This window comes from Pseudomonas sp. R19M, from assembly GCF_050312585.1.
In the GTDB taxonomy this organism is placed as follows: Bacteria; Pseudomonadota; Gammaproteobacteria; order Pseudomonadales; family Pseudomonadaceae; genus Aquipseudomonas; species Aquipseudomonas palleroniana.
Map to the genome: position 1 here is coordinate 60,057 of NZ_JBNPJV010000089.1, position 24,065 is coordinate 84,121.

Consider the following 24,065-nt stretch of genomic DNA (forward strand, 5'->3'; position numbering starts at 1 on the left):
ATTGAGAGCTTGGGGTTAAGTTTGATTTTAGGGTTCCTTGTAGGTGTTGATCTGGCAGGCGAGTTATGTTGGGTGGGCTTAAATGGATTTCGCCCACTTTGTTCGGTAAGCTACTTGTTCATTTATGTCATTTGTGAGGTCATGTTCTTCGTAGTCGAATATTCTTACGGGGACTGCGCTTGGAACCCCGATTTTCACCTCGTAGGCAACGACTCCACCTGACATTTGTGATGCCATTGCTGAGGGGTAAACATTTATTTTAGAACCCTTGCAGAGGAATTTGATCTCACTGAACTCTTTTCTTAATGAAGCGAAACATGTGTAGATGTCTACCTCGATAAAAGTCTTTTTTACTCCGTTCGAAAATATTATTGAAAGGCTTGATGTTTTTCTTTCATATTCTATAGTCGCTTTTTCTCGAAGGTGATTTTTGATTATAGATATTTCTAATTTTTTCATCTTGTTTCTTGGGTTTGTAAGTGAGCTTTAGGTGTTCAATCATTATTCTTGCTTGGTTGTTGAGGGTCGACACGGTCAGCCCCTATTGATGTGATCCATTTTTTATAAAAATTGTCCTGATCCTGTGGATCATTTGTGAGGTCGTGCTCTTCATAGTCAAATATGTGGACTAGATCTTCTCGCGCTGCGCGCTTTCCTAGTGTCAACTCATACGCGACCATTCCACCACTCATTTGTGAGGCCATGGTTGATGGCCTAACATTTATTTTTGCGCCTTTGCAAAGAAATTGAATGTGTGGGAAGTCAGACCTGACTTTGGCGAGGCATTTGTACATATCCTCCGCAGTGTAAACTTTGGCAAAGTTATCTGCTTCGGAAAATTTTAGTTTTATGTGGTTGGAGTCATATTTAAAAGTAACATAGGTCTCTGTGTTGTTTTTTATGGCTTTGATTTTCTTTGTTTTCATTTTTATTTCAGGGCGTCTAAGAAATGCTATTTGTGAAAGGCTTTCGCAGATTAGATTGAGTAAAAATGCTATTGTGGGAGCGGCAGGGCTGGTGTCTCCTAAGTCGAATCTGCCCAGCGTCGGCAGAAGTCATGTTGCTCTTCTATGTCGTTGGTTAGATCGTTTTCTTCATAGGAGAAAATATGTACAAGTTCACCATCTGGCTGCCCCATCGTTAACTCATAAGCAACCAAGCCATTCGACATGTGTGAAGACATACCGGAGGTGTGGACGTTGATTTTTGAGCCCTTGCATAAAAATTTTATATGTTTCATGTCTGCTCTCAATAATCCGAAGCTTTCAAAAAGATCGAGAGCTGTATAGGATTTTTGGGATCCATCAGCTAATAACAAATGAAGAGTAGGCTTGCCTTCTTCATATTCTACTGTCACGATTTCAGTTATGCCGTTTTTGACGGTAGTAATCTCGCGTGCTTTCATGGGGATTCCTTTCCCGTAACTTAAGTAAATTCGTCCCTTACGATTCGGGTTGTTGAGTCGCATGGTTCTGGAGTTTTCGAAGCGGTGATTGGGTTGGGAATCGTTGATGATAGAGAAAGTTTGGTGTTTTTTAATTTTCGGAATTTGATGTGTTGTAATATTTATTTAAGCAAGCTAAGAGAATTTTCATGAATTCTCTTTGGTTAATTACAGGTGCGTTGAAGTAGGTCGCCATTCTTTTAGAGACTTTATCAAAGTTATCATTCGTAGCCAAAAAATGTGTGATGGAGGCAATAAACCACTCCTACTCACTTTTTGTAAAATTTAGAAATTCTGGTTTGGTCAATTCGTCAAAAAGCTCTATAAGCTCTCTCTCGTTATTTATGTCTTTTGAGACGATAATTTGCTCTCGCTCTAAATCTTCGGTATTTTCAATATCGTAAGTGAACAGTAGTTCACGAATTATTGATATGCTGGGTTTGTTTTTCATTTTTAATTTTAAAAAGGTGAAAGGGTTCATTTGATATTGCAATGCAGTTTTGCCTAAAAGTCATACCATTTTTCAGTTTTATGATGATAACTTTGTGTCGCAGCTTGTAGGGTGATCTCAGTTGAATTTTTCGTAGTTCTGCGCGCCTAGTGAGGCTAGCCATTTTTTAAAGAAATCGATCTGGTCTTGTGGGTTGTTTGTTAAGTTTTCATCTTCATAGTCGAATAAATGGACTATGTTTTCGTTTGTCGCTTGTTCGCCTAAAGTCATTTCGTAGGCGACAAGGCCGGAGCTCATTTGAGATGCCATTCTTGAGGGTTTAACGTTTATTTTTGCGCCTTTGCATAGGAATGTTATGTTAGGGAAGTCTGCCCTGATTTTTGCAAGGCAGACATATATGTCTCTTCCTTTGTAAATTTTTTTGAAGTTGTCGGCTTCTGAGAAAGTCATTGTCAGCTTTGTAACGCTGTACTTTACGGTTACCTCTGTTTTTTGATTTTTTATTATGGCGCTTATTTTTTGTGTTTTCATTTTGTTTTCTATTTTGATTTTGAATGGGGTGCCCTGAATATTTTTATTAAATTGAGTAGATTCTTCCGTTTTTGCTGTTATGTGTTTTTGAAGTGGTTGGCTTGTCTTTAGGTTGGATTTTTAAATCCACCGCTTGCTTCGCTGTTATAAATTTTTAGTCTTTCAAGTAGTGTCTCCATAAAAGCTCTTTTATCTAATATTTCATCTTCGAAATAGGTGTCGAATAAATAAAAAACGGATTCAAAGCTTTCTCCTGCTTCTAAGAAGTGTTGAAGGGTTTCTATGAACCACTGCTGTTCATCTTCTCTGTATGATAGGAACTCAGGTTTCGTCAATATATCGAAGAGTTCTGCTAGCTCTTTCGAACTGTTGACGTCTTTAGAAGCTATTGTTTCTTCTCGCTCAAGATTTTTAGAGTTCTCGACGCAGTAAGTAAATAGCAGGCCTCGAAGTATTGAGAGTTTTGGTTTGTTTTTCATGTCAAAATTCCGTAAAGGCAGTGATTGGTTTGCCGTCGTTGTCTAGATATACAACGGCTTTTCTCTGCGTGCCATATATAAGGCCGTCTCGTTTGTATCCTTCACCAATGATCTTTCCCATATCCATTGATGCGGAGGTATTAGCGCGCCCCGTGAGTTTAAAGACTAGTATTGCTCGATCTATGGAATTTAACTGATCTCTGTGGCTCACGAAGTGTGTAGCTGCACTTGGAGGTCTGGGTTGTCCTGCTCTTCGACCTCTATCAAATGTCTCAATCGCACCGGTGGTTGGATTTCTCGCTGTCATCACTCGTTCAAGTTGAGACTCTAATGAAGTCTGAGCACCATGCCTTTCCAAAAAATGTGCCCCTGAGATTGACGCTTCAAGCTCTGATAAGCGCCGGTGAGCATTTGCTTCTGCAAGTTCATCAATCCTTGCCTGTCTCTGTGCGCGATTCAGTTGCGGTGGCGCGGGTTCGCCATGATTAACAGCTTCAGCAGAGTTTTCAGCTTCAGCGCTTGGTCCGCACCCATCCCCACCAGGACACGTACTCAACCCCAGCGGATCCACCCACCCCGTAGGATTCGGCACGTACTGGTACGCGTTAATCCCACCCGCCAGCTTCACCGGATCCGGCGTCAGGTAGCGACCAATATCCGGATTGTAGTAGCGATGGCGGTTGTAGTGCAGTCCACTTTCCGCGTCGCAGTACTGGCCTTGAAAACGCAACGGATTGTCGATTTTGCCGACATCAAGGCGGGCTATTTCGCCATAGGCGCGGTAGTGCGCGGACCAGACGATTTCGCCGTCGCTATCGGTTAGTTCCTGTGGCGTGCCGAGGTGGTCGAGTTGGTAGTAGTAGGGTTTTGTTTCTTTTGGCCCAAAGCCTTCCAGCATCGCGAGCGGGCGGAAGCTGTCCGGTTCATAGAGGTAACTGCGATGGCGCTCCGCATGATGCTCGGCAATCAGCTTGTCGCCTTGCCAGAAAAACTCCGTGGTCGTGTCATCCACGGTTTTGCTGATGCGCCGCCCAAATGGGTCGTAGCGATAGTGGGCGGTTTGCCCGTTGGGCGTGGTGAGGCCGATCAGGCGGTGCTGGCAGTCGTAGCGGTATTCGGTGACGAGTTGCTGGCCTTTGCCGCGTCGTTCGCGGATGAGGTTGCCGAAGGCGTCGTAGTCATAGTGATGATCGCCCTGGATCATCAGGCGATTGCCCGCGACGATGTCCGGCCCAGGGCGGTTCTGCATCAGCAGGTTGCCCGCCGGGTCGTGGCCGAAGCGTTCCTGTACGTCTTGCGAGTGGTTGGCGCGGGTCAGGCGGGCGAGGGGATCGTAGTGGTAGTCGTGCTGGCCCTTGCGGGTGTCGAGCAGGCGGGTGAGGTTGCCGCTTTTGTCGTAGTCGTATTGGCGTTGGTAAAGAATGTGTTCCTGCTGGGTGATGGCGTGGGCGTGCAGGCGGTGCTGGTCGTCGTAGTGGTAGTGGCTGAGCAACTGGCCTTGTTGGCGTTGGTGTTCGCGACCGTTTTTAAACAGGTGTGAGGTGAGCAGCGCACCGTTGAGTTCAACCGTGGAAAGGTGACCGCCTTTGTCATGGTTGAACACCAGACGGTTGTTGTCTGGCAGGCGCAGGTGCTTTAACTGACCACAGGCGTCATAGCCGTAGCGCAGGGTGCCCCAGCCTTGGTGCTCGGCGGTCAGGCGATTCTGGACGTCGTATTCGTAGGCCAGCGCCCAGTGGCCGTCGTCGACACTGAGCAGGTTGCCCTGGCGGTCGTAGGCGTATTCAACCACCTTGCCATCGGCAAGGGTTTTTCGTACGAGGCGCCCGGCGTGGTCGCGCTCATACCGCGTAACAAGCTGACTACCATCGTCACCGTGTTCGGTCTTTTCCAGCAGGTTGCCGTTGAGGTCGTAGGCATACGCCGTGCGCTGGCCATCAAAGCCAATCTCTTGCTGGATCAGGCCATTGGGGTGGTAATCAAGCTGATAGGTTTCGCCGGCTTCGTTTTCAATCGCGGTCAGCAACAACCGTACGTTGTCGTAGCGGTACTTGACCTGGGTGCCGTCGGCATTGAGGCGGCGGCTGATCAGGTGCAGGCCGTCGGCGTATTCGTAACGGGTGACGTGGCCGAGTTCGTCGCGTTCGGCGGTGATTTTTCCGTAGGGGTTGTAGCTGTATTCCCGACACGCACCGCCCGGCAAGACCACGCGAACCAGGCGGCCTACGCTGTCCCACTGGTATTGGGTCAGCGCACCGTGCTCATCCTCACGCGCCACTTGCCGCCCAACGTCGTCATAGCGATAACGCTTGATGGCGCCATGGGGCAGTTGCTCCTCCAGCAACTGCCCGCGTTCATTCCAGACCAGCCGATGACAGCTGTGATCGGGATACCAGACGCCCGTCAGTTGCCCGGATGGGTTGTAGCTGTAGTCGGTGATGTGCCCGGCGGGATCCGTCCGACGCGTCACATCGCCCTGGTCATTGCGCTCATATTTCCAGACCGCCTGGCCGCGCCGCACCACGCGTACGAAGCCATTGTCATGCTCGTAGGAGGTCGGTTCGTCATCCCCCGGAAACACAGCCACCAAGCGTCCGGCATCGTCGTACTGATAGGCCGTCACCGCGCCCAATGGGTCTTGCTCGACCGTCAGCCGGCCCTTGTCGTCGTAGGACTTGAAATGCTTGGCGCCGTCCGGATCGATACGCTGTACCAGCCGTGCGCGCTGGTCATGCACGTAGACTTCCTGGCTGCCGTCGGCGTTAAACACCGTGACCTGGCCGTCGTCACCCCAGGCATAACGCGCGTCCATCTGCGAGAAGCTGGCCCAATGCCGGACACAGCGCGCCGCCTTGCCGGAACGTTCCCATTCCCAGTAGAAACTCGCGCCACCGGCCAACTGCCGCTCAAGGATGACGTGCTGAGCGTCGTAGCGATAAACCTCGCGCTCACCCACGGCATTGGTCGCACACACCAGTCGGCCAGCGTGGTCATAGGCGTAGGACACTACGTTGTATTCGGTCACCCAAGTGAAGGCTTCATGGCCTTTGGCGCGCTGAACCTGATAGTCCACCGCCACAATGCGCTCAAGCTCATAGCGCAAAAACAGCGAGCGGCCGACGCCGTTATCCAGCCGTTCAATGCGCCCCGAGCGATCCCGCAGAATACGCAGCCGGTTGTCGTACGCATCGCTGATGGCGGTCAGCACACCGTCGCAAAAGTGGTAGAAGCGTGATTCCTGGGCCAGCACTAACTCATCGGGCAGAATGCCCAGGTAGATCGCTACTTCGGCCAAACTGTTGGTTATTGCGGGCCGGGAAATAGACGGCAAGGGCAGCGTGGTCGACCGATTCTCATGATCCGTCCACACCACCGAATCGCCATCAACGACAAGCCTGTGCGCCAGCGCATGGCTCCAGCCAAACCCCAACCCACAATCCACCTCCACGGCACTGGTGCGATACAGCCGCGTCCACTCAAACGGCAACACGCCATCCAGCGTGCCATCGGTCAGCGTCAGCAACTCCTCGCCGGTGACCATCGACACCGGGCAGCCATGGGAGGCGGTCTTGTCCGCCGATGCCGAAGCCTCCCCATTGAGGTTTTTCCCAGAGGACGGCACATCGTCGACAGTCTCCTGCCTGACCAGTACGGTGCGCTGCGCCGCCTTGTCCCGCACTGCCGACACGGGGTTGGAAACCAACTGATCGCCAGCTTTCAACGGCCCGATCGGCACCGTGTTGATCGGCGTCGGCGCGCTACCGAGCCAAACTGGCTTAGCCATCTCGACGTGATCATCCACATCAGATTTGCCGAATTGCCCAGCCATCTGTTCCAGCCAGCGCCGCGCACGACGGGACTTGATCGCGCCCAGCACCTTCGTGCTCATGCCTATCGCCAGGCCCATCCCGCCTATGGCGCGGCACAGCAACAAATTGATCAGGACCTCGGCGCTGATTTGCCCCAGCAATTCGTTCATGTACGGCGCTGGCAGCATGCGTATCCAACTGACCATGGCCGCCAGGTAGATAAACAACAGTGGCTCATCGCTGAGCACCAGCAGGCCTTTGGCGAGGGCTTCGGTGCTGACTTTCAGCAGTTGTTCGAACTCAGACTGGGACAGGTAGTGCAGCAGTTTTTCCGCATGGGCCAAGGGGTCGCTCAACCATTGAAACAGCTGCTTGAGGTCGTCCCAGAGCGAGTAGAGCGCGTTACCAAAGCCTCGGGCATAGGCGTGGTGCAATGTCAGGTAGCGCTTGAGGAAGTTTGCTTCGGAGTAACCCTTCCACAGTGGCTTGAAAGTGGTGTGCCACTCTGCGCGCAGCCAGTCTTCCAACGGTGCGATGAGCGACTGATACGAGGCGTACAGCGCCTTGAAGTGCGCCTTGGAGACATCGGGGTAGAAGTTGACCCGGTATTGCTGGTTGCGATCACACTCGGTGATTTCCAGAATGCCACTGGGCCCGATGGTGTGATGAATCGGCTCGCCCAATGGCCCGCCGTCAGGATCGACGCGCTGCACGATCACCGGGGTATTGCCTATCGGCACGAAACGCGAACTCTGGAACATATGCACCAGGGTCAGGGTGCCATTGGCTTGGCAGGTGGCGACGGTGCTGCTGGGCAGGATCGAGCGGTTGATCGGCGCCACGAGCGCCACTTCATTGCCGACCTTGAAGACCTGCTCGATATCGAGCGCCGAAAAGCTGAAAAAGCTCTCTGCCCAATCGTCGTAATGGTTGAGGCAGCGCTTGAAGTCGCTGATGACCGACTCGACGTCGCGGGTCTTTGAATCCATGGCGGCCAATACCAGCAGACCGATGGTCTGGCTGGTCACGGCGATCAAGAGGCAACCCCGAAAGACAGGGTTCTAACGTAAAGAAACATCGGCAATCCCTCGCACTGTGTATTCAGGCGAGGGACTTTGCAGAGGTTTTCAGGGGAGGGGAGTAGAGCTTATCCGGCGCTTGTGTGGGATGTTTCGACGGAGTCTGTGTGCTTGCGCCCCAGCACCAGGCTGCACAGCGCCGGCAGGAACAACAGCGTCAACACGGTGCCCACCGACACCCCGCCAATCAGCACATACGCCAGGGACGACCAGAACACCGAGAACGTCAGCGGGATGAAGGCCAGCGCCGCCGCCAGCGCGGTGAGGATCACCGGCCTGGCTCGTCGCACGGTGGCTTCGACGATCGCCTCGCGAATCGCCATGCCCTGTTCCTGGTTCTGGCGAATCTGGTCGGTGAAGATCAGCGTGTTGCGCATCAGAATCCCGCCGATGCCGATCAAGCCCAGGATTGCGTTGAACCCGAACGGCTGGTTGAACAACAGCAACGTCGGCACCGCGCCGATCAACCCCAAAGGCGCGGTGGCGAACACCATGAACATCACGCCGAACGAGCGCACCTGGAACATGATCACCGTGAGGGTCAGCAGGATCATGATCGGGAACAGCGCCGCCAGCGCGACGTTGGCTTTGGCGCTTTCCTCCACCGGGCCGCCGATGTCGATCCGGTAGCCGGCAGGCAGCTTGGCGATCAGTGGTTGCAGGTCCTTGTACACGGCCATTTCCACGTCGGGCGGTTGCACGCTGTCGATGATATCGGCGCGTACTTCCACGGTCGTCGCACGGTTGCGGCGCTTGAGGATCGGCTCTTCCATCACGGCCTGGAACTGCCCGACCTGGGCCAGCGGTACCGAAGTGCCGGCGCTGTTGGTCAGGGTCATGTTGTTGAGGTTGCCGAGGTTCTCGCGCTGGCTGCCCTGGGCGCGGGCGACCACGGCAACGGTGCGGTTGCCTTCGCGCACTTCGGTGATCGGGTTGCCGCTGAGCAAGGCGTTAAGCTGGGACTTGACCTCATTGGGGGTGAAACCCAGCAGGCGCAGGCGATCTTGATCCAGGACCAGGCGATAAGTGCTGGTGCGCTCGCCCCAGTCGAGGAAGGCTTCCTTGGTCAGCTTGTTGGCGGCCACCACACGACGCACCTCTTCGGACACGCCGCGCAGCACATCCACATCCGGCCCGGACACGCGGAACACCACCGGGAACGGCACCGGCGGGCCGAACAGCAACTGCGTCACGCGCACACGGGCCGCCGGAAATTCACCGGCGGCGATGCGCTCACGCATGCGCAATTTCAACGCATCGCGAGCATGCGAATCCGGGGTCTGCACGATCAGCTTGGCGAAAGCCGGGTCGGGTAATTCCGGGTTCAGCGACAGGAAAAACCGTGGCGCGCCGCCGCCCACATAAGTGTCCACCAGGCTGGTTTGCGGCTCTTGCAACAGGGCTTTTTCCAACTGCGCCGCCACCGCCTCGGTGGCTTTGAACGCGCTGCCGGGCGGCATGTACACCTCAAGAATCAACTCGGAACGGTCGGAGTTGGGGAAGAACTGTTTCTTCACCACGGCCATGCCCAGCCCGCACAGTACAAAGGCTGCGACCACAAGGCCGGTTACCAGCCAGCGCCCACGTACGCAGGCTTCGACCAAGCTACGCAGTTTGCGGTAGTAGCGCCCGGCGTAGATCGCGTCATGGCCACCGGGCACCGGTTTGATCTGCGGCAGCAGCTTCACGCCCAGGTACGGTGTGAATACCACCGCCACCAGCCAGGAGGAAATCAATGCAAAGCCGACAATCCAGAAAATATTGCCGGCGTATTCCCCCGCGGCCGAGCGGGCAAACCCCACCGGCAGAAAGCCGATAATCGTCACCAGGGTGCCGGTGAGCATCGGCGCGGCGGTGGAGCTCCAGGCGAAGGTGGCGGCGTGAATCCGATCAAAACCTTCCTCCAGTTTCACCACCATCATTTCAATGGCGATGATCGCGTCATCCACCAGCAAGCCCAGGGATATGATCAGCGCACCCAGGGTGATACGGTCGAACTCACGCCCAGTGAGCAGCATGATCACGAACACCACCGACAAGGTCAGCGGCACCGCAGCGGCCACTACCAACCCGACGCGAAAGCCCAGGGCCAGCAGGCTGATCACCATGACCACGGCCAGCGCGACGAAGAATTTCAGCATGAATTCATTGACCGCCAGGCTGATGTTTTTCGCCTGGTCGGAGACCTTGGCGAAGTTCACGCCCAGCGGCAGGTCGGCCTGGATCCTGGTTTCCTCGGCCTTGAGACTTTTGTCCAGCTCCAGGCCGTTCCAGTGTTTCTCCATGATCACGCCGAGCATCAGCGCCGGGTCGCCCTGGTGGCGGATGCGGTAGCTGGGCGGGTCTTCATACCCGCGGCTGACGCTGGCCACATCGGCGATGCGCAGCACACGTCCGTTGGCTTCCAGCGGTACGTTTTCAATCAGCGACAGGCTGTCAAAGGCACCGTCGATGCGGATATAGGCGCGCGCCCCGGCGGTTTCCACAAAGCCGGACGGCGCCACTGCGTTTTGTGCGGCGAGGGCGGCGAAGATCTGGTCCGGCTTGATGCCCAGGGTTGCCAGGCGTTCATAGGAAAACTCGACAAACACCCGTTGCGCCTGCTCACCGAGGATATTGACCTTCTTCACCCCCGGCAGGTCCAGCAACTGCTGGCGTAGCGTTTCGGCCATCTGCACCTGCTGGCGGTGGGGCAGGTGCTCGGCTTCCAGGGCGTACAAGGCGAAGTACACATCGGAATATTCGTCGTTGAAGAACGGCCCGACCACGCCGTTGGGCAGTTTGGCGGCTTCATCGCTGAGCTTTTTGCGGGCCTGGTAGAACAGGTCCTGGAGCTCGCCGGGGGGCGTGGACTCCTTGAAGGTCATGCGCATCGACACGAAACCCGGTTGGGCGATGGTCTCGACGCGGTCGTAGTAGTCCAGTTCCTGCAGGCGCTTTTCCAGGCGGTCGGCCACCTGTTCCTGCATTTCCCGGGCGGTTGCGCCGGGCCAGGCCGCGCTGATGGTCATGACCTTGACGGTAAACGACGGGTCTTCGGCGCGCCCCAGTTTGCCGAACGAGAAGACCCCGGCGGCGAGGATCGCAATGATCAAGAACAGCGTGACCGCACGGTGCTTCACGGCCAGTTCGGAGAGGTTGATGCCACGCATGCTCAATGGTCCTGTTTACGGTTGAGGGCCAGGGCTTGGGCCGGCAGCAGGCGCACCGCGTCACCCTCGTGTAGCAGGTGCGCGCCGAGGGCGACGATGATTTGCCCGGGGCTCACGCCGCTGTCGAGCAGGGCGTCTTCCTGGCCGAGGCTGGCGACTTGCACCGGGGCGAAGTGGACCTTGTCGTTATCACCGATCACCCACACGCCGCTGCCATGTCCGGCGTCCAGCAGCGCGCCGATGGGCACGCGGGTTTGCTGGGCCTGGCCGCTGCCTTGCAGGCGCACGGTGATGGTGGAACCGAGCGCGAAACGCTCGACGCCGCCATGCAGCACGAAGCGGGCGCGGTAGGTGCGGGTGACCGGGTCGGCACTGGCGGACAACTCCCGCAGGGTGGCCGTGAGGGCTTGTTCCGGGGCGCCGAAGGGGAACGCCAAGGCCTTTTGCGAGGCTTGGTCGCGCTGGGTTTCCGGCAGGTTGACGATGGCTTCACGGGCGCCATCGTGGGCCAGCCGCGCGACGATTTGCCCTTCGGCGACCACCTGGCCGCGATCCACGCGGACGTCGGTGATGATGCCGTCACCGTCGGCCTTGAGTACCGAGTAGGTGCGCCGGTTTTCGATCTGGCTGGCATCCGATTGCGCCGCGGCCAACTCGGCTTCGGCGACGCGCAGGTTGGTCGCCGACTGGTCGAAAATCTGCCGCGACACGGCGCCGGTACTGGCCAGGCGCTGGTAGCGGTTTTCGTCGTCACGGCGTTGGCGCAACTGCGCCTGGGCGGCGTTGACGCGGTTTTTCGCCGAGCGCAGGGCCAGTTCGAAATCGCCGATATCCAATACCAGCAGCGTATCGCCACGCGAGACATGCTGGCCGGGGTCGACCTTGCGTTCAATGACCTTGCCGCCCACCCGGAAGCCCAGGTCGCTTTCGGTACGGGCTGCCACCACGCCGGTGTAGGCGCTTTGCTGGGTGCCGGCGGCCTCGACCTTGGCCGCCAATACCGGGCGGGGCACGGGCACTTCGGCGGCGGTATCGGCCTTGCTGTTGCAACCGGCGAGGACGCTCAGCAAGGCCAGGGAGGTGAGAAGACGCAGGGCTAGAGGGTTCATGATGGGCTCCAGGGGGATCGAGCAGAAAATTATGGACATAATTTTTTGCTCATATTATGGTCGAAATATAAATTAATCCAGCCCCGGATCATCCCCATGGCAAACGCCCCGACACCCTCACGCAGTTTGTTGTTTTTATTGGTTGCCCTGACGGCACTGGGTGAAGTCTCGACCCAATTGATCATCCCGGGCCTGGGCTCTATCGAGCAGGCGCTGGCGGCGCCGCCCGGTTCGGCATTGATGGCGATGTCGGCATTTGTCGCGGCGTTTGGCCTTGGGCAACTGCTGTTTGGCCCGCTGTCGGACCGCATAGGTCGCCGTCCCGTGCTGATCGGCGGCTTGGTCCTGTATGCGCTGGCCACGTTGTCGATGCTGTTGGTCAGCGACATTCACCAATTGATTGCCGCCCGGGTCGCGCAGGGGCTGGGCGCCTGCGCCGCGCTGGTGTTGGCGCGCACGGTGGTGCGCGATGTCTGGAAAGCCGAGGCGGGCCCGGCCCTGGCGTTGACCATGATCGGCATGCTCTACGCCATTGTGGTCGCACCGATGATCGGCGGCCTGCTGATCAAACTCTTCGGTTGGCGCGCGCCTATCGTCCTCTCGTTGCTCATCGGTAGCGCGGTGTTGCTGCTGGCGCTGCTGTTTTTCCGCGAGAGCAACCATTCCCTCGATCCCAAGGCCGGTCATTGGCGCACGCTGGGCGGGCAATACCTGGATTTGCTCAAAAGCCGCCAATACCGCGCCTACGCCGTCGCGCTCGCCTGTACCTATGGCGCCATGTTTGCAGTGATTGCCGGCTCCTCGGCGGTGTTTATCAACCTTTTGGGTTTCAGCAGCCTTGCATACGGCATCAACTTCGGCCTGATCGTGTCGATGCTGATCCTCGGTTCCACCTACACCCGGCGCAATATCCTGCGCCTGGGCGCGCAACGGATTGTGGCGATGGGCGTGACGATAGTGGCTGTGGGCGGTCTGTCGGCCGTGTTGATTTACGCAGTGTTCGGCCTCTCGGTCGTCGGCTTGGACCTGCCGATTGCGCTGGTCACCCTCGGCGGTGGGCTGGTGTTGCCAGGCTCGGTCACCGGTGGGGTGATGCCCAATGCCCACCGCGCCGGCCTGGCCGCCGGCTTGATGGGCTTTTCCCAGATGTTCGGCGCAACCTGCAGCGGCTTGTTGTTGAGCCAACTGCGCGATGGCAGCGCCGTGCCCATGATCATGCTCGAGGCCAGTTTTGCGGTGGCGGCATTCGTCGCGTTTCACCTGTTGCGTGAGCGCCGGCCGGCGCTGGCGGCTGCCTAGCCATAAGCGGTTGATTGTCTCACCTGTGGGACAGTAAGAGCTGTGGCTGCTATCTAGCGCTCAATTGGTATCGGATTTAAGGTGTATGCACTTTGGAGGTACACCATGAAAAAACTGATCGGTATCTACACCAGCCCCCGCGCCCACTGGGTCGGCGACGGCTTCCCGGTGCGTACGCTGTTTTCCTACGACACCATGGGCAAGCACATCAGCCCATTCCTGTTGCTGGACCACGCAGGCCCTGCCGATTTCACCCCCACCGAGCAACGTCGTGGCGTCGGACAGCACCCTCATCGTGGGTTTGAAACCGTGACCATCGTCTACGACGGCGAAGTCGAGCACCGCGATTCCACGGGGGCCGGCGGCAAAATCGGCCCTGGTGATGTGCAGTGGATGACGGCGGCCAAAGGCATCCTCCACGAGGAGTTCCACTCCGAAGCCTTTGCCCGCAGCGGCGGGACACTGGAGGGGGTGCAACTGTGGATCAACTTGCCGGCCAAGGACAAAATGGCCGACGCGGGCTACCAGACCATCGTCAATGGCGACATTCCGCTGCTGCCGTTGGCTGACGGCGCCGGGCAACTGCGCCTGATTGCCGGTGAGTTCGCCGGCACCCAGGGCCCGGCGCGCACCTTTACGCCGATTGACGTGTGGGACCTGCGCCTCAACGCCGGTAAAGCGCTGACGCTGGACCTGCATGCCGGGCGCAACACCGCGTTGGTGATCCTGCGCGGCACGGTGCTGGTCAACGGTGAGGAAGTCGCACGCCAAGGCCAGTTAGCCTTGTTCGAGCGCGATGGCAGCCAGCTGACCCTGGAGGCCAACGACGACGCCAAGGTGCTGCTGCTCAGCGGCGAGCCGATCGACGAACCCATCGTCGGCCACGGTCCGTTCGTGATGAACACCGAGCAGGAAATACACCAGGCGTTTGTTGACTTCCAGTCGGGCAAGTTTGGGCGGATGTGAAGCCAAGGGTTGTCGCAACCCCCCTGTGGGAGCGGGCTTGTTGTGGCTGGGGAGCTTGTTGTGGCGAGCAAGCCCCTTCACCACAACAAGCCCGCTCCCACATTTTGCTTGGCGCTATACCTGATCTGTCTATTTCATGCGATCTTCTGCGCATTCGCCCTGGAGTCGCCTGGATGCCCACATTTATCGCTGAACACCCCATGCTCTGCGCGTTGGCGCTGATCTTTATCGACATTGCTGTGTGGCGGCTGATTTCCGTCAACCTGGCCAGTTGGAAGCTGGCGGCGCGGTTGGTGATTTTCGCGGTTTTCAGTGCCGTGCTGTTCAACGACGGCATGAACCCCATGCAACTGGCGCCCTATGCCGACGACACCACCTTGCACCTGGCCGCCACGGCCCTGCAGATCGGCTGGTGGCTGTTCGCGGCGCGCACCCTCACGGTGTTGCTCGGCACCGTGATGATGCAGCGGGTCGGTCACACCGGGCGGCTGTTGCAGGACCTGATGGGCGCGGTGATTTTCCTGATCGCGATCATCGCGGCCATGGCCTATGTGCTCGACCTGCCGGTCAAGGGGGTGCTCGCCACCTCCGGCGCGGTGGCGATCATCGTCGGCCTGGCGCTGCAGAGCACCTTGAGCGATGTGTTTTCCGGGATCGTGCTCAACACCACCAAGCCGTATCAACTCGATGACTGGATTTCCATCGACGGCACCGAAGGCCGCGTCACGGATATCGACTGGCGCGCCACGCGCCTGCAAACCTCCCAGGGCAGCCTGGCGGTGATTCCCAACTCCCTGGCGGCCAAAGCCAAGATCATCAACTTCTCACGCCCGGCGGACATGTTCGGGTTGGCGGTCAGCCTGCAAGTGAGCCCCCACGCGCGCCCGCAAACTGTGATCGAAGCATTGGAACGGGCGATGCTCGGGTGCCGGCCGTTGCTGGCCACGCCTGCCCCAAGCGTGGCATTCAAGTCCTCGGGCAGTGGCGGCGTCGAATATGAGATCAGTGGTTTCGTGCCGGCCATGGGCCTCAAGCGCGATGTGCGCAACCAACTGTATGACCTGGCATTCCGCCATCTGCAGGCTGCGGGCGTCAGCCTGTTGTCCGCCACCGAAAGCAGCGCGCCAAGCTTGGTGTCCGGGGCGCGGGCACTGTTGGAGCGGTCGCCGATTTTCTCCACCCTGCGCCAGGAAGAAAAGGACACCTTCAGCCAGAACATGGTCCTGCAATCGTTTCGTAGCGGCGAGATGATCTTGCCGGCGGGAGAGGTCAGCGACCACTTGTTCATCGTCGCCTCCGGTGTGGTCTCGGTCATGCTGACCAAGGATGGGCGCAAATTCGAAGCCGGGCGCATGGGGCCAGGTGAGGTGATTGGCGAAGCGGGGATTCTGTCCGATCAAGGCGTGCCGGCAGACTTCCTGGCCAAGACCTACTGCACCCTGTACCGCGTCGAGAAGGAATACCTCAAGCCTTGCCTGGATGCGCGGCATGACATCAGCGAGGCCATGAAAGCCTTGCTCGACTTCCGCCTGCACGCGGCCCAGACCTTGACTCAAGCCACACCGGTAGCGCCGGTAAAGACCGGGTTCCTGCAGTGGCTGCGCAACCGTGGCCTGTAGATTGGTCACCTGTTCTTCGCCCGAATTGGCTATTTCTCCGGGACGCCGCGCTGACTAATCTGCTCAGCGTTCCCACCGTTCCCGGAGTATCACCATGCAGGCCCGTACCGATTTCTACACCGCGTCCCCAGATGCCATGAAAGCCATGCTTGCCCTGGAAGCCGCCGTTGGCAAACTGTCCATTGAACTGCCGTTGCTGGAGCTGGTGCGCCTGCGCGTGTCGCAGATCAACGGCTGCGCCTTCTGCCTCGACATGCACACCGCCGATGCGCGCAAGGGCGGTGAAACCGAGCGCCGCCTGTACACCGTGTCGGCCTGGCGCGAAACACCCTTCTTCACCCCCCGTGAGCGTGCCGCCCTGGCCTGGGCCGAAAGCCTGACCCTGATCAGCCAGACCCACGCCGCCGACGCCGACTACAGCGCACTGGCGGCTGAGTTCAGCCCACAGGAGCAGGTCGACCTGAGCGTGGCGATCAGTACGATCAACAGCTGGAACCGCCTGGCAGTGGGCTTTCGCAAGATGCCCAAGTAATCAGAAATTGACCGAGGCACTCAGGCGCGCCGTCAAGGGCGCGCCCTGGAACAGGTAGTCATCGCCCAGGTACTCGCCCGCGTCGCGCCAGTAGCGCTTGTCGAACAGGTTGTCGACGCTCAGGCGAAACACCGTTTCATAGCCGTCGAGCCGGGTGGTGTAGCGGCTGCCCACATTGACCACCGCATAATCCCCCACCTCCACGTTGCCGCTGCGATTGGCGTACTTCTTGGCGCTGTATTGCACGCCGCCGAGTACCGCCAGGCCGTTGACCCACGGCAAGGCATAGTCGGCGTACACACTGGCGCGCAGCTTGGGCACGTTGATCGCTTGATGGCCTTCGTAAGCCGGCGTGCCGCTGCCGTCCACCCGGGCACGGATCGCCGCCACGCTGGTGGCGATTTGCAGGCGCTCAGTGGCCCAGCCGTTGGCTGACAACTCCAGCCCGGTGTTCTGCTGCCGGCCTTGTTGCACGTAGGTGAACTGGCCATTTTCGGGTTTGGCGTACTGATAGGCCTGGCGCGTCTGGAACACGGCGGCGGCGAAGCTGATACGGCGCCAGTCGTATTTCACACCGGCTTCGATTTGCCGCGAGGTGGTCGGGGCGAGGGTTTCATCGGCATTGGTTGCGAACCACGGCGCGCTCCCGCCCAGGGACAGGCCCTTGCTGTAGCTGGTGTACAGCGAGAGGTTTTCAATCGGTTTATAGATCAACGACGCCTGGGGCAGAAACACAGACTGCTGGGTATGACGCGCCGGGTTGCCATCGCTGTCGAAGGCTTTTTCATCCAGGCGCACTTCACGTCCGCCGAGAATCGTCTGCCATTGCTCGTTGAAACGAATGCGGTCGGTGACGAACAGGCCGTACTGGCGGCTGTCGAGGTTACGGTGGCTGTCGTTCAACGGGACGTCGGTGGCTGGGAAACTCGGCGCATCTTCGTTGATATTGCCGCTGCCGATGTACTCGTTGACCGGTTTGCGCTTGTCGATCACCCGGCGGAACGCGCTGGTGCCGAAGGTCAGCTCATGGCCCAGGCCCGCCGTGTCGAACAGCCCGGTCATGGCCGCTTGCACTTCGTCATCGCGGCGCGTGTCGTCGGGGCTGCGGTAGTCGTAGATGCCGTAATCGCCTTGCGCAGAAAAATAGTTGCCCAGGCCCGTCGTGTCGCCGCCCCAGGCAAACGAGCTGTAATCGTCAATCACCACCTTGCTGCGTGCCGCGCTGACGGTGCCTGTCCACTGGTCGCTGAAGCGGTACTCGAACTTGCCGTTGAGGTTCAACGAATCGATACCGACCTGGCGGCCGCCGGTTTGATGGCCGAGCAGTTTTTTCGGCGACGCGTCATGGGGCACTTCGGTGCCGCCGAGCAACTGATAGCCCGGCACCGAACGCTGCTGCTTGTTCTGGTATTCCGCATCCAGTTGCAGCACGGCATCGGGGCTGATATTCCAGTCGAACGCCAGGGACACGAAATCACGCTGGCCATTGGCATGCTCCACATAGCTGTGCAGGTCTTCATGGGCCACGTTGGCGCGCAGGCCAAATTGCTGTTCGCTGCCGAACCAGCCACCGACGTCGGTGGCGACATAACCACTGCCACGATCGTCACTGGAAACGCTGACCGAGCGCACATCCTCCGGGCGCTTGGTCACATAGTTGATCACGCCGCCGGGCTCGGAGATGCCACTCTGCAAGCCGGCCAGCCCCTTGAGCACTTCCACCTGCTGCTTGTTTTCCAGGGCGACGTTCTGCTCGCCGGTGATGGTGCGCCCGTTGATCTTGTAGCTGCTCGCCGCATTCAGCGAAAAGCCGCGCACTACAAAGTTTTCGTAATAGCCAATGGGCGCATAGCTGTCACCCACTGCGGCGTCGTTGCGCAGCACTTCGCTGAGCAGGTGGGCCTGCTGGTCCTTGAGCATGGCGGCGTTGATCACTGTGATCGAGGCCGGGGTGTCCAGCAATGGCGTTTCAGTGAAGCCGCCGACCGAGGCTGTGTCGCTGCGGTAGCCGGATGCTTCCTGGCCCTGGACCTTCACCGCCGGCAGCTCTATTTCAGCCGCCAGGCTGTTGCCGATGCCGCCGCTGAGCAGCAGGCCGAGGGCAAAATGTGAAGGAGCGACGGGACGAAAACGCAAAACCATGGGGCAGGGCCTTAAAGCGCGGGGAGGGGGCGCATAAGCTAGGGGGCAATGCGGCAGTGGGCAAGCCCAAATATCAGTCACGGAAGACTTTTTTGCAGGCGCGGGCTGTTCGCGTCAGATCATCGCTTGCCGGGCATGTCGATGCCCAACCGGTTGACCCGGCGATACAGCGTCGCCCGCGAAATCCCTAACGCCTGCGCCGTCGGCAGCGGCTTCCAACGATGTCGAATCAGCGCGTCCAGCACGACCTGGCGTTCCGGGCTGACACTCTGTTGCACCCGTGCCTCAACCTGTTCCCCGCGCACCTCCACCGGCAAATTCGCCAATTGCAAGGTATCGCCTTCGCACACCGCACAGGCATACGCCAGCACATGCTGCAATTGCCGCACGTTGCCCGGCCAGGCATAACCAAGCAGCGCCTGGAGTGCCGCCTCGCTGAGGCCCAGCGTCACGCCGCTGTTGCGCGCTTGCTGTTCCAGCAGTCGGTTGATCAACGCCAGCTTGTCGGTACGCTCGCGCAATGGCGGCAGGCAGAAGCGCGCACAACCGAGGCGAAAGTACAGGTCTTCGCGAAAGCGCCCTTGGCTGACCAATTCCGCCAAGTCGCGGTGGCTGGCACAGATCACCTGGATATCCACATGGCGCGCCTTTGCCGCGCCCAACGGCGCCACTTCGCCTTCGGCCATCACCCGCAGCAGCCGCGTTTGCAGTGCCAGCGGCATATCGCCGATTTCGTCGAGGAACAGCGTGCCGCCATCGGCTTGTACCAGCAACCCCGGCATACCCTTGCTGGAGGCGCCGGTAAATGCCCCGGCCACATAGCCGAACAGTTCGCTCTCGATCAGGTTTTCCGGAATCGCTGCGCAATTCACCGCCACGAACGGCCCATTGCGGCGAGCACTTTGTGCATGCAACTGGCGGGCGAAGACTTCCTTGCCGGCGCCGGTTTCACCTTGTACCAGCACCGGCAGGTTGCGGTCCTTGACCCGCACGGCCAGGCGCAAATGCTCTTCGACGCGCGCGTCCACCTGCGCCACCGTTGCGGCGCGTACCGGCTGGCGCCGCGGGGCATTGACGCGTACGTGCAGCGCGCCCGGTTCGCCCAGCCAATGCAGTTGCTGGGCGTGTTGATCCGTCACTGCGCGCAACGCCTCCAGGTCGAACACTTCGCCGATATGCGCCGGCACCTGGCCGAAGCGTCGGCGCAGGGCTTGGCGGGCTTTACTGTTGAGCGCCTGCAGGCGACCGTCCTGGTCCCAGGCCAGCAGCAGGTCAGGCTGGCTATCAACGTAACCCGGTGTGCTGTGGGCTTGCAGCACCCAGTGCTGGCGAGCGCTGTGCATGAAGAAGGCATTCTCGATGGCCTGCGCACTCTGCGCCACCAGCTGGCGCACCAGGTGCTGGCTGCGGCGGTCGTCCGGCGACTGCAAGGCTGAGGCGTCCATCACGCCCAGCAGGTTGCCCTGGGGATCGAAAATCGGCGCGGCGGAGCAGGTCAGGCCGATAAACGCGGCGCGGAAGTGGTCGCGTTTATGCACCGTCACCGCCGACTGGCTGGTCAGCACCGTGGCCACGCCGCAGGTGCCTTCTTCGGCTTCCGACCAGCAGGTGCCCAGGTACAGGCCGGCCTTGCGGCAGTCGCTGCGAATCGTGGTGTCCACGCGATGGTCGATGGTCTGGCCCTGAGCGTCGGTGAGCATCACGCAATAGTCGGCGTGACGCACGCGGTGATGCAACTGGCCGACGGCTTCGCTGGCGATGCGCATGAACAGCTCGGCACGTTCGCGGCATTCCTTGAGCAAGGGTTCGGTGAGGATGCGTGGCCCTTGCAGCGAACCTGGGTCCAGGTGGTATTGCTCCATGGAGCGGCGCCAGGAGTCGAAGATCACCGACGGTACCGGCGCCTGGGGCAGGCGATCGGCATTGCGCACCACGCGGCTGACGCAGTCGACATGCTCCTTGGGGGTCAGCCCCCTTGAGTTCGCGGCGAGCATAAGGCCTCCGGTTCTCGATCCTTGTTGTTATGCCCGCCATTAAGCGCGTATGCGCCGGGAGGGACAAGGGCAGCCTGACCAAATGCCTGGCGTGAGACGCAGCGTCTCATCCGGCGCGAGACGCTGCTTGCGTATTGCACTGCCGCGTCTCATGCGGCGCTGGCCCGGGGCGTGGGCACAGGCTGGCGGCGCCGCTCTGGATCTGGTGTTTGCGAGGTTTTCCAAGGCCTTGGCACAGGCTGTGCTGAAGGGCCTGTAGCTGGTCGAAGCCAGCCTTTTGTGTGTCGAGACAACCTGGAGAACAACAAGATGTCCACTCACCTGTCCACCGATCAATTGCTGCATGCCTACACCGTGATGCGCACCATCCGTGATTTTGAAGAACGCCTGCACGTGGAGTTCGCCACCGGCGAGATCCCAGGCTTTGTGCACCTGTACGCCGGGCAGGAAGCCTGCGCCGCCGGGGTCATGGCCCACCTCAACGATGAAGATTGCATTGCTTCCAACCACCGTGGCCACGGGCATTGCATCGCCAAGGGCGTCGATGTGTTCGGCATGATGGCCGAGATCTACGGCAAGAAAACCGGCGTGTGTGGCGGCAAGGGCGGCTCCATGCACATCGCCGATCAGGAGAAGGGCATGCTCGGTGCCAACGGCATCGTCGGGGCCGGTGCGCCGTTGGCGGCCGGTGCGGCGCTGGCCGCCAAACTCAAGGGTAGCCAAGGCGTGGCCGTGGCGTTCTTTGGCGACGGTGGCTCCAACGAGGGGGCGGTATTCGAGGCGATGAACCTGGCTGCGATCATGCGGCTGCCCTGCCTGTTCGTTGCCGAAAACAACGGCTATGCCGAGGCCACCGGTTCCGGCTGGTCGGTAGCCTGCAAGGACATCGCCGAGCGTGCCGTAGGGTTTGGCATGCCGGGGGTGATCGTTGATGGCAATGATTTCTTCGCGGTGCATGCAGCGCTCGGCGTCGCGGTGGAGCGTGCCCGCAGCGGTCAGGGGCCGACCCTGGTGGAAGTCAAATTGAGCCGCTTCTACGGCCATTTCGAAGGCGATGCGCAAACCTATCGCGGCCCCGATGAAGTGAAAAACCTGCGTGAATCCCACGATTGCCTGACGCTGTTCCGTCAGCGTTGCGACGCCGAAGGCTGGTTGGAAGTCGCGCAACTGGAGCGCATCGACCGTGAGGTAGCGCAGTTGATTGACGACGCTGTGCGCCTGGCCAAGTCCGACCCCAAGCCTCAGGCCGCCGACCTGCTCAGCGATGTGTACGTCGCGTACCACTCATAACAACAACTACGTGGAGAGAATTTTATGGCTCGCAAAATCAGCTATCAGCAGGCGATCAACGAAGCCCTGGCCCAGGAAATGCGCCGCGACCAGAGCGTCTTCATCATTGGCCAGGACGTCTGCGGCGGCACCGGCTCGCCCGGCGAGCAGGACGCCTGGGGCGGTGTGTTGGGAGTTACCAAGGGCCTGTATCCGCAATTTCCCGACCGCGTGCTGGACGCGCCGTTGTCCGAAGTCGGTTACGTGGGCATGGCGGTGGGCGCCGCCACCCGCGGCATGCGCCCGGTGTGCGAGTTGATGTTCGTCGACTTTATCGGCTGCTGCCTCGACCAGTTGCTCAACCAGGCCGCCAAGTTCCGCTACATGTTCGGCGGCAAGACCACCACGCCGTTGGTGATGCGTGCCATGTACGGTGCCGGCCTGCGCGCCGCCGCCCAGCATTCGCAGATGCTCACCTCGATGTGGACGCACATTCCCGGGCTCAAGGTGGTGTGCCCGGCCACGCCCTATGACGCCAAGGGCATGCTGATCCAGGCTATCCGCGACAACGACCCGGTGATCTTCCTCGAGCACAAGATGCTCTACAGCCTGCAAGGCGAAGTGCCGGAAGAGCTGTACACCGTGCCTTTCGGCGAAGCCAACTTTGTGCGCGAAGGCCAGGACGTCACCTTGGTCACGTACGGGCGCATGGTGCATATCGCCCTGGAAGCCGCCGCCAACCTGGCGCGCCAAGGCATCGATTGCGAAGTGCTCGACCTGCGTACCACCAGCCCGCTGGACGCAGACAGCATCCTGGAAAGCGTCGAGAAAACCGGGCGCCTGGTGGTGATCGACGAATCCAACCCACGTTGTTCCATCGCCACGGATATCAGTGCGTTGGTGGCGCAGGAGGCGTTTTCATGCCTGCGTGCTCCCATCCAGATGATCACGGCGCCGCACACGCCGGTGCCGTTTTCCGATGCGCTGGAAGACCTGTACATCCCCAACGCCGCGAAGATCGAAGCCGCGGTGCTGAAGATCGCCGACAAGAGGACCGCCGCATGATCCATACCTTGACCATGCCCAAGTGGGGGCTGTCGATGACCGAGGGCCGTATCGACATCTGGCTCAAGCAACCCGGGGACCGGGTGGAGAAGGGCGAGGCGGTGCTGGACGTGGAGACCGACAAAATCTCCAGCAGCGTCGAGGCGCCGTTTAATGGCGTACTGCGCCGGGTGCTGGCGCAGAGCGACGAGACGTTGCCGGTGGGGGCGTTGCTGGGGATTGTGGTGGAGGGCGAGGCCACCGACGCGCAGATTGATGCAGTGATCGAAAGCTTCAACGCCGGGTTTGTCGCCAGCGCGGATGAAGTCCAAGCGTCTGGCCCCAGCGCGCAGAAGGTTGAACTGGGCGGGCGTTTGCTGCGCTATCTCGACCTGGGCGAGGGCGCCACACCGTTGGTGCTGATCCATGGCTTCGGCGGTGACCTGAACAACTGGCTGTTCAACCAGCCGGCATTGGCCGCCGAACGCCGCGTGATCGCGCTCGACCTGCCAGGGCATGGCGAGTCGGGCAAGCACCTGCAAAGTGCGGATGCACACGAGTTGAGCCATGCGGTGTTGGCGTTGCTCGATCACCTTGCACTCGACCGCGTGCACCTGGCGGGCCACTCCATGGGTGGGTTGGTCGCGCTGACGCTCGCCGACCAGGCCCCCGAGCGTATTGCTTCACTGACGCTGATCGCCAGCGCCGGCCTGGGACCGGATATCAATGGTGATTACCTGCAAGGCTTTGTCGAGGCCAACCACCGCAACGCGCTCAAGCCGCAATTGACCCAGCTGTTCAGCGACCCCGCATTGGTGACGCGGCAGATGCTCGAGGACATGCTCAAGTTCAAGCGCCTGGAAGGGGTGGATCAGGCGTTGCGGCAGCTCAATGCCAAGTTGTTCGACGGCGGGCGGCAGACGCTGGATTTGCGCAAGGTGGTGGGGCGGCAACCGAGCCTGGTGATCTGGGGCAGTGACGATGCAATCATCCCGGCCAACCACGCCGAGGGGTTGCAGGCCCGGGTAGAGATCCTGTCGGGGCAGGGGCATATGGTGCAGTTGGAGGCCGCGGAGCGGGTCAACCTGTTGATGGCGGCGTTTCTCAAGTCACAGCCTTGAGGCATCCAGGGTAGGAGCGAGCTTG

18 protein-coding genes are annotated in these 24,065 nt (G+C 59.4%); 7 read left to right on the top strand and 11 right to left on the bottom strand.

Annotated elements, in window-relative coordinates; translation table 11 throughout:
• Positions 1 to 78: 78 nt before the first annotated feature.
• The 9 genes from ACQRBT_RS20275 to ACQRBT_RS20315 form a co-directional block, all read right to left on the bottom strand.
• On the bottom strand, positions 79 to 459 hold the full coding sequence (locus ACQRBT_RS20275; protein ID WP_412047293.1) for a hypothetical protein: 381 nt from the start codon (positions 457 to 459) through the stop codon (positions 79 to 81).
• Between the two features lie 35 nt (positions 460 to 494).
• The gene (locus ACQRBT_RS20280) at positions 495 to 926 is read right to left on the bottom strand and encodes a hypothetical protein (protein ID WP_412047294.1); all 432 of its coding nucleotides are present in this window, start codon (positions 924 to 926) and stop codon (positions 495 to 497) included.
• A 98-nt stretch (positions 927 to 1,024) separates the two neighbouring features.
• Positions 1,025 to 1,405: a hypothetical protein gene (locus ACQRBT_RS20285; protein WP_412047295.1), complete on the bottom strand. Its 381-nt coding sequence runs from the start codon at positions 1,403 to 1,405 to the stop codon at positions 1,025 to 1,027.
• 304 nt (positions 1,406 to 1,709) lie between these two features.
• Positions 1,710 to 1,925 (bottom strand): hypothetical protein, encoded by a 216-nt coding sequence (locus ACQRBT_RS20290; protein WP_342345928.1) that lies wholly within the window; start codon positions 1,923 to 1,925, stop codon positions 1,710 to 1,712.
• A gap of 87 nt (positions 1,926 to 2,012) precedes the next feature.
• A complete protein-coding gene (locus ACQRBT_RS20295; RefSeq protein ID WP_104994080.1) occupies positions 2,013 to 2,426 on the bottom strand; it encodes a hypothetical protein in 414 nt (137 codons plus the stop codon).
• Between the two features lie 107 nt (positions 2,427 to 2,533).
• Positions 2,534 to 2,905 (bottom strand): hypothetical protein, encoded by a 372-nt coding sequence (locus ACQRBT_RS20300; RefSeq protein WP_104994079.1) that lies wholly within the window; start codon positions 2,903 to 2,905, stop codon positions 2,534 to 2,536.
• A gap of 1 nt (position 2,906) precedes the next feature.
• The gene (locus ACQRBT_RS20305) at positions 2,907 to 7,703 is read right to left on the bottom strand and encodes an RHS repeat-associated core domain-containing protein (RefSeq protein WP_412047357.1); all 4,797 of its coding nucleotides are present in this window, start codon (positions 7,701 to 7,703) and stop codon (positions 2,907 to 2,909) included.
• Positions 7,704 to 7,861: 158 nt separating this feature from the next.
• Positions 7,862 to 10,945, bottom strand: a complete 3,084-nt coding sequence (locus ACQRBT_RS20310) for an efflux RND transporter permease subunit (RefSeq protein ID WP_412047296.1) — start codon at positions 10,943 to 10,945, stop codon at positions 7,862 to 7,864.
• 2 nt (positions 10,946 to 10,947) lie between these two features.
• A complete protein-coding gene (locus tag ACQRBT_RS20315) occupies positions 10,948 to 12,054 on the bottom strand; it encodes an efflux RND transporter periplasmic adaptor subunit (protein WP_412047297.1) in 1,107 nt (368 codons plus the stop codon).
• 96 nt (positions 12,055 to 12,150) lie between these two features.
• Between ACQRBT_RS20315 and ACQRBT_RS20320 the strand changes: the two genes are divergently transcribed.
• The 4 genes from ACQRBT_RS20320 (at position 12,151) to ACQRBT_RS20335 (ending at position 16,470) form a co-directional block, all read left to right on the top strand.
• Positions 12,151 to 13,353, top strand: a complete 1,203-nt coding sequence (locus ACQRBT_RS20320) for a multidrug effflux MFS transporter (protein WP_161550308.1) — start codon at positions 12,151 to 12,153, stop codon at positions 13,351 to 13,353.
• Between the two features lie 105 nt (positions 13,354 to 13,458).
• Entirely contained in the window at positions 13,459 to 14,319 is an 861-nt protein-coding gene (locus ACQRBT_RS20325; protein WP_412047298.1) for a pirin family protein, read from the top strand.
• 173 nt (positions 14,320 to 14,492) lie between these two features.
• Positions 14,493 to 15,938 (top strand): cyclic nucleotide-binding domain-containing protein, encoded by a 1,446-nt coding sequence (locus ACQRBT_RS20330; protein WP_060752456.1) that lies wholly within the window; start codon positions 14,493 to 14,495, stop codon positions 15,936 to 15,938.
• A gap of 94 nt (positions 15,939 to 16,032) precedes the next feature.
• Positions 16,033 to 16,470 carry a carboxymuconolactone decarboxylase family protein gene (locus tag ACQRBT_RS20335; protein WP_090370387.1) on the top strand — a complete coding sequence of 146 codons (438 nt, stop codon included), beginning with the start codon at positions 16,033 to 16,035 and terminating at the stop codon, positions 16,468 to 16,470.
• On the opposite strand, the gene ACQRBT_RS20340 is transcribed toward ACQRBT_RS20335, so the two are convergent.
• Positions 16,471 to 18,612 (bottom strand): TonB-dependent siderophore receptor, encoded by a 2,142-nt coding sequence (locus tag ACQRBT_RS20340; protein ID WP_412047299.1) that lies wholly within the window; start codon positions 18,610 to 18,612, stop codon positions 16,471 to 16,473.
• Positions 18,613 to 18,731: 119 nt separating this feature from the next.
• Positions 18,732 to 20,606 carry a sigma-54-dependent Fis family transcriptional regulator gene (locus ACQRBT_RS20345; RefSeq protein WP_412047300.1) on the bottom strand — a complete coding sequence of 625 codons (1,875 nt, stop codon included), beginning with the start codon at positions 20,604 to 20,606 and terminating at the stop codon, positions 18,732 to 18,734.
• Between the two features lie 309 nt (positions 20,607 to 20,915).
• Between ACQRBT_RS20345 and ACQRBT_RS20350 the strand changes: the two genes are divergently transcribed.
• Genes ACQRBT_RS20350 through ACQRBT_RS20360 form a run of 3 tightly spaced genes read left to right on the top strand, consistent with a single transcriptional unit; the run spans position 20,916 to position 24,040 of the window.
• Positions 20,916 to 21,896, top strand: coding sequence for a thiamine pyrophosphate-dependent dehydrogenase E1 component subunit alpha (locus tag ACQRBT_RS20350; RefSeq protein ID WP_104994074.1), 981 nt, complete (start codon positions 20,916 to 20,918; stop codon positions 21,894 to 21,896).
• Between the two features lie 24 nt (positions 21,897 to 21,920).
• A complete protein-coding gene (locus ACQRBT_RS20355; RefSeq protein WP_412047301.1) occupies positions 21,921 to 22,940 on the top strand; it encodes an alpha-ketoacid dehydrogenase subunit beta in 1,020 nt (339 codons plus the stop codon).
• Entirely contained in the window at positions 22,937 to 24,040 is a 1,104-nt protein-coding gene (locus tag ACQRBT_RS20360) for an acetoin dehydrogenase dihydrolipoyllysine-residue acetyltransferase subunit (protein ID WP_412047302.1), read from the top strand. Before ACQRBT_RS20355 ends, ACQRBT_RS20360 begins: the two co-directional genes overlap by 4 nt.
• The last annotated feature ends 25 nt before the right edge of the window (positions 24,041 to 24,065 follow it).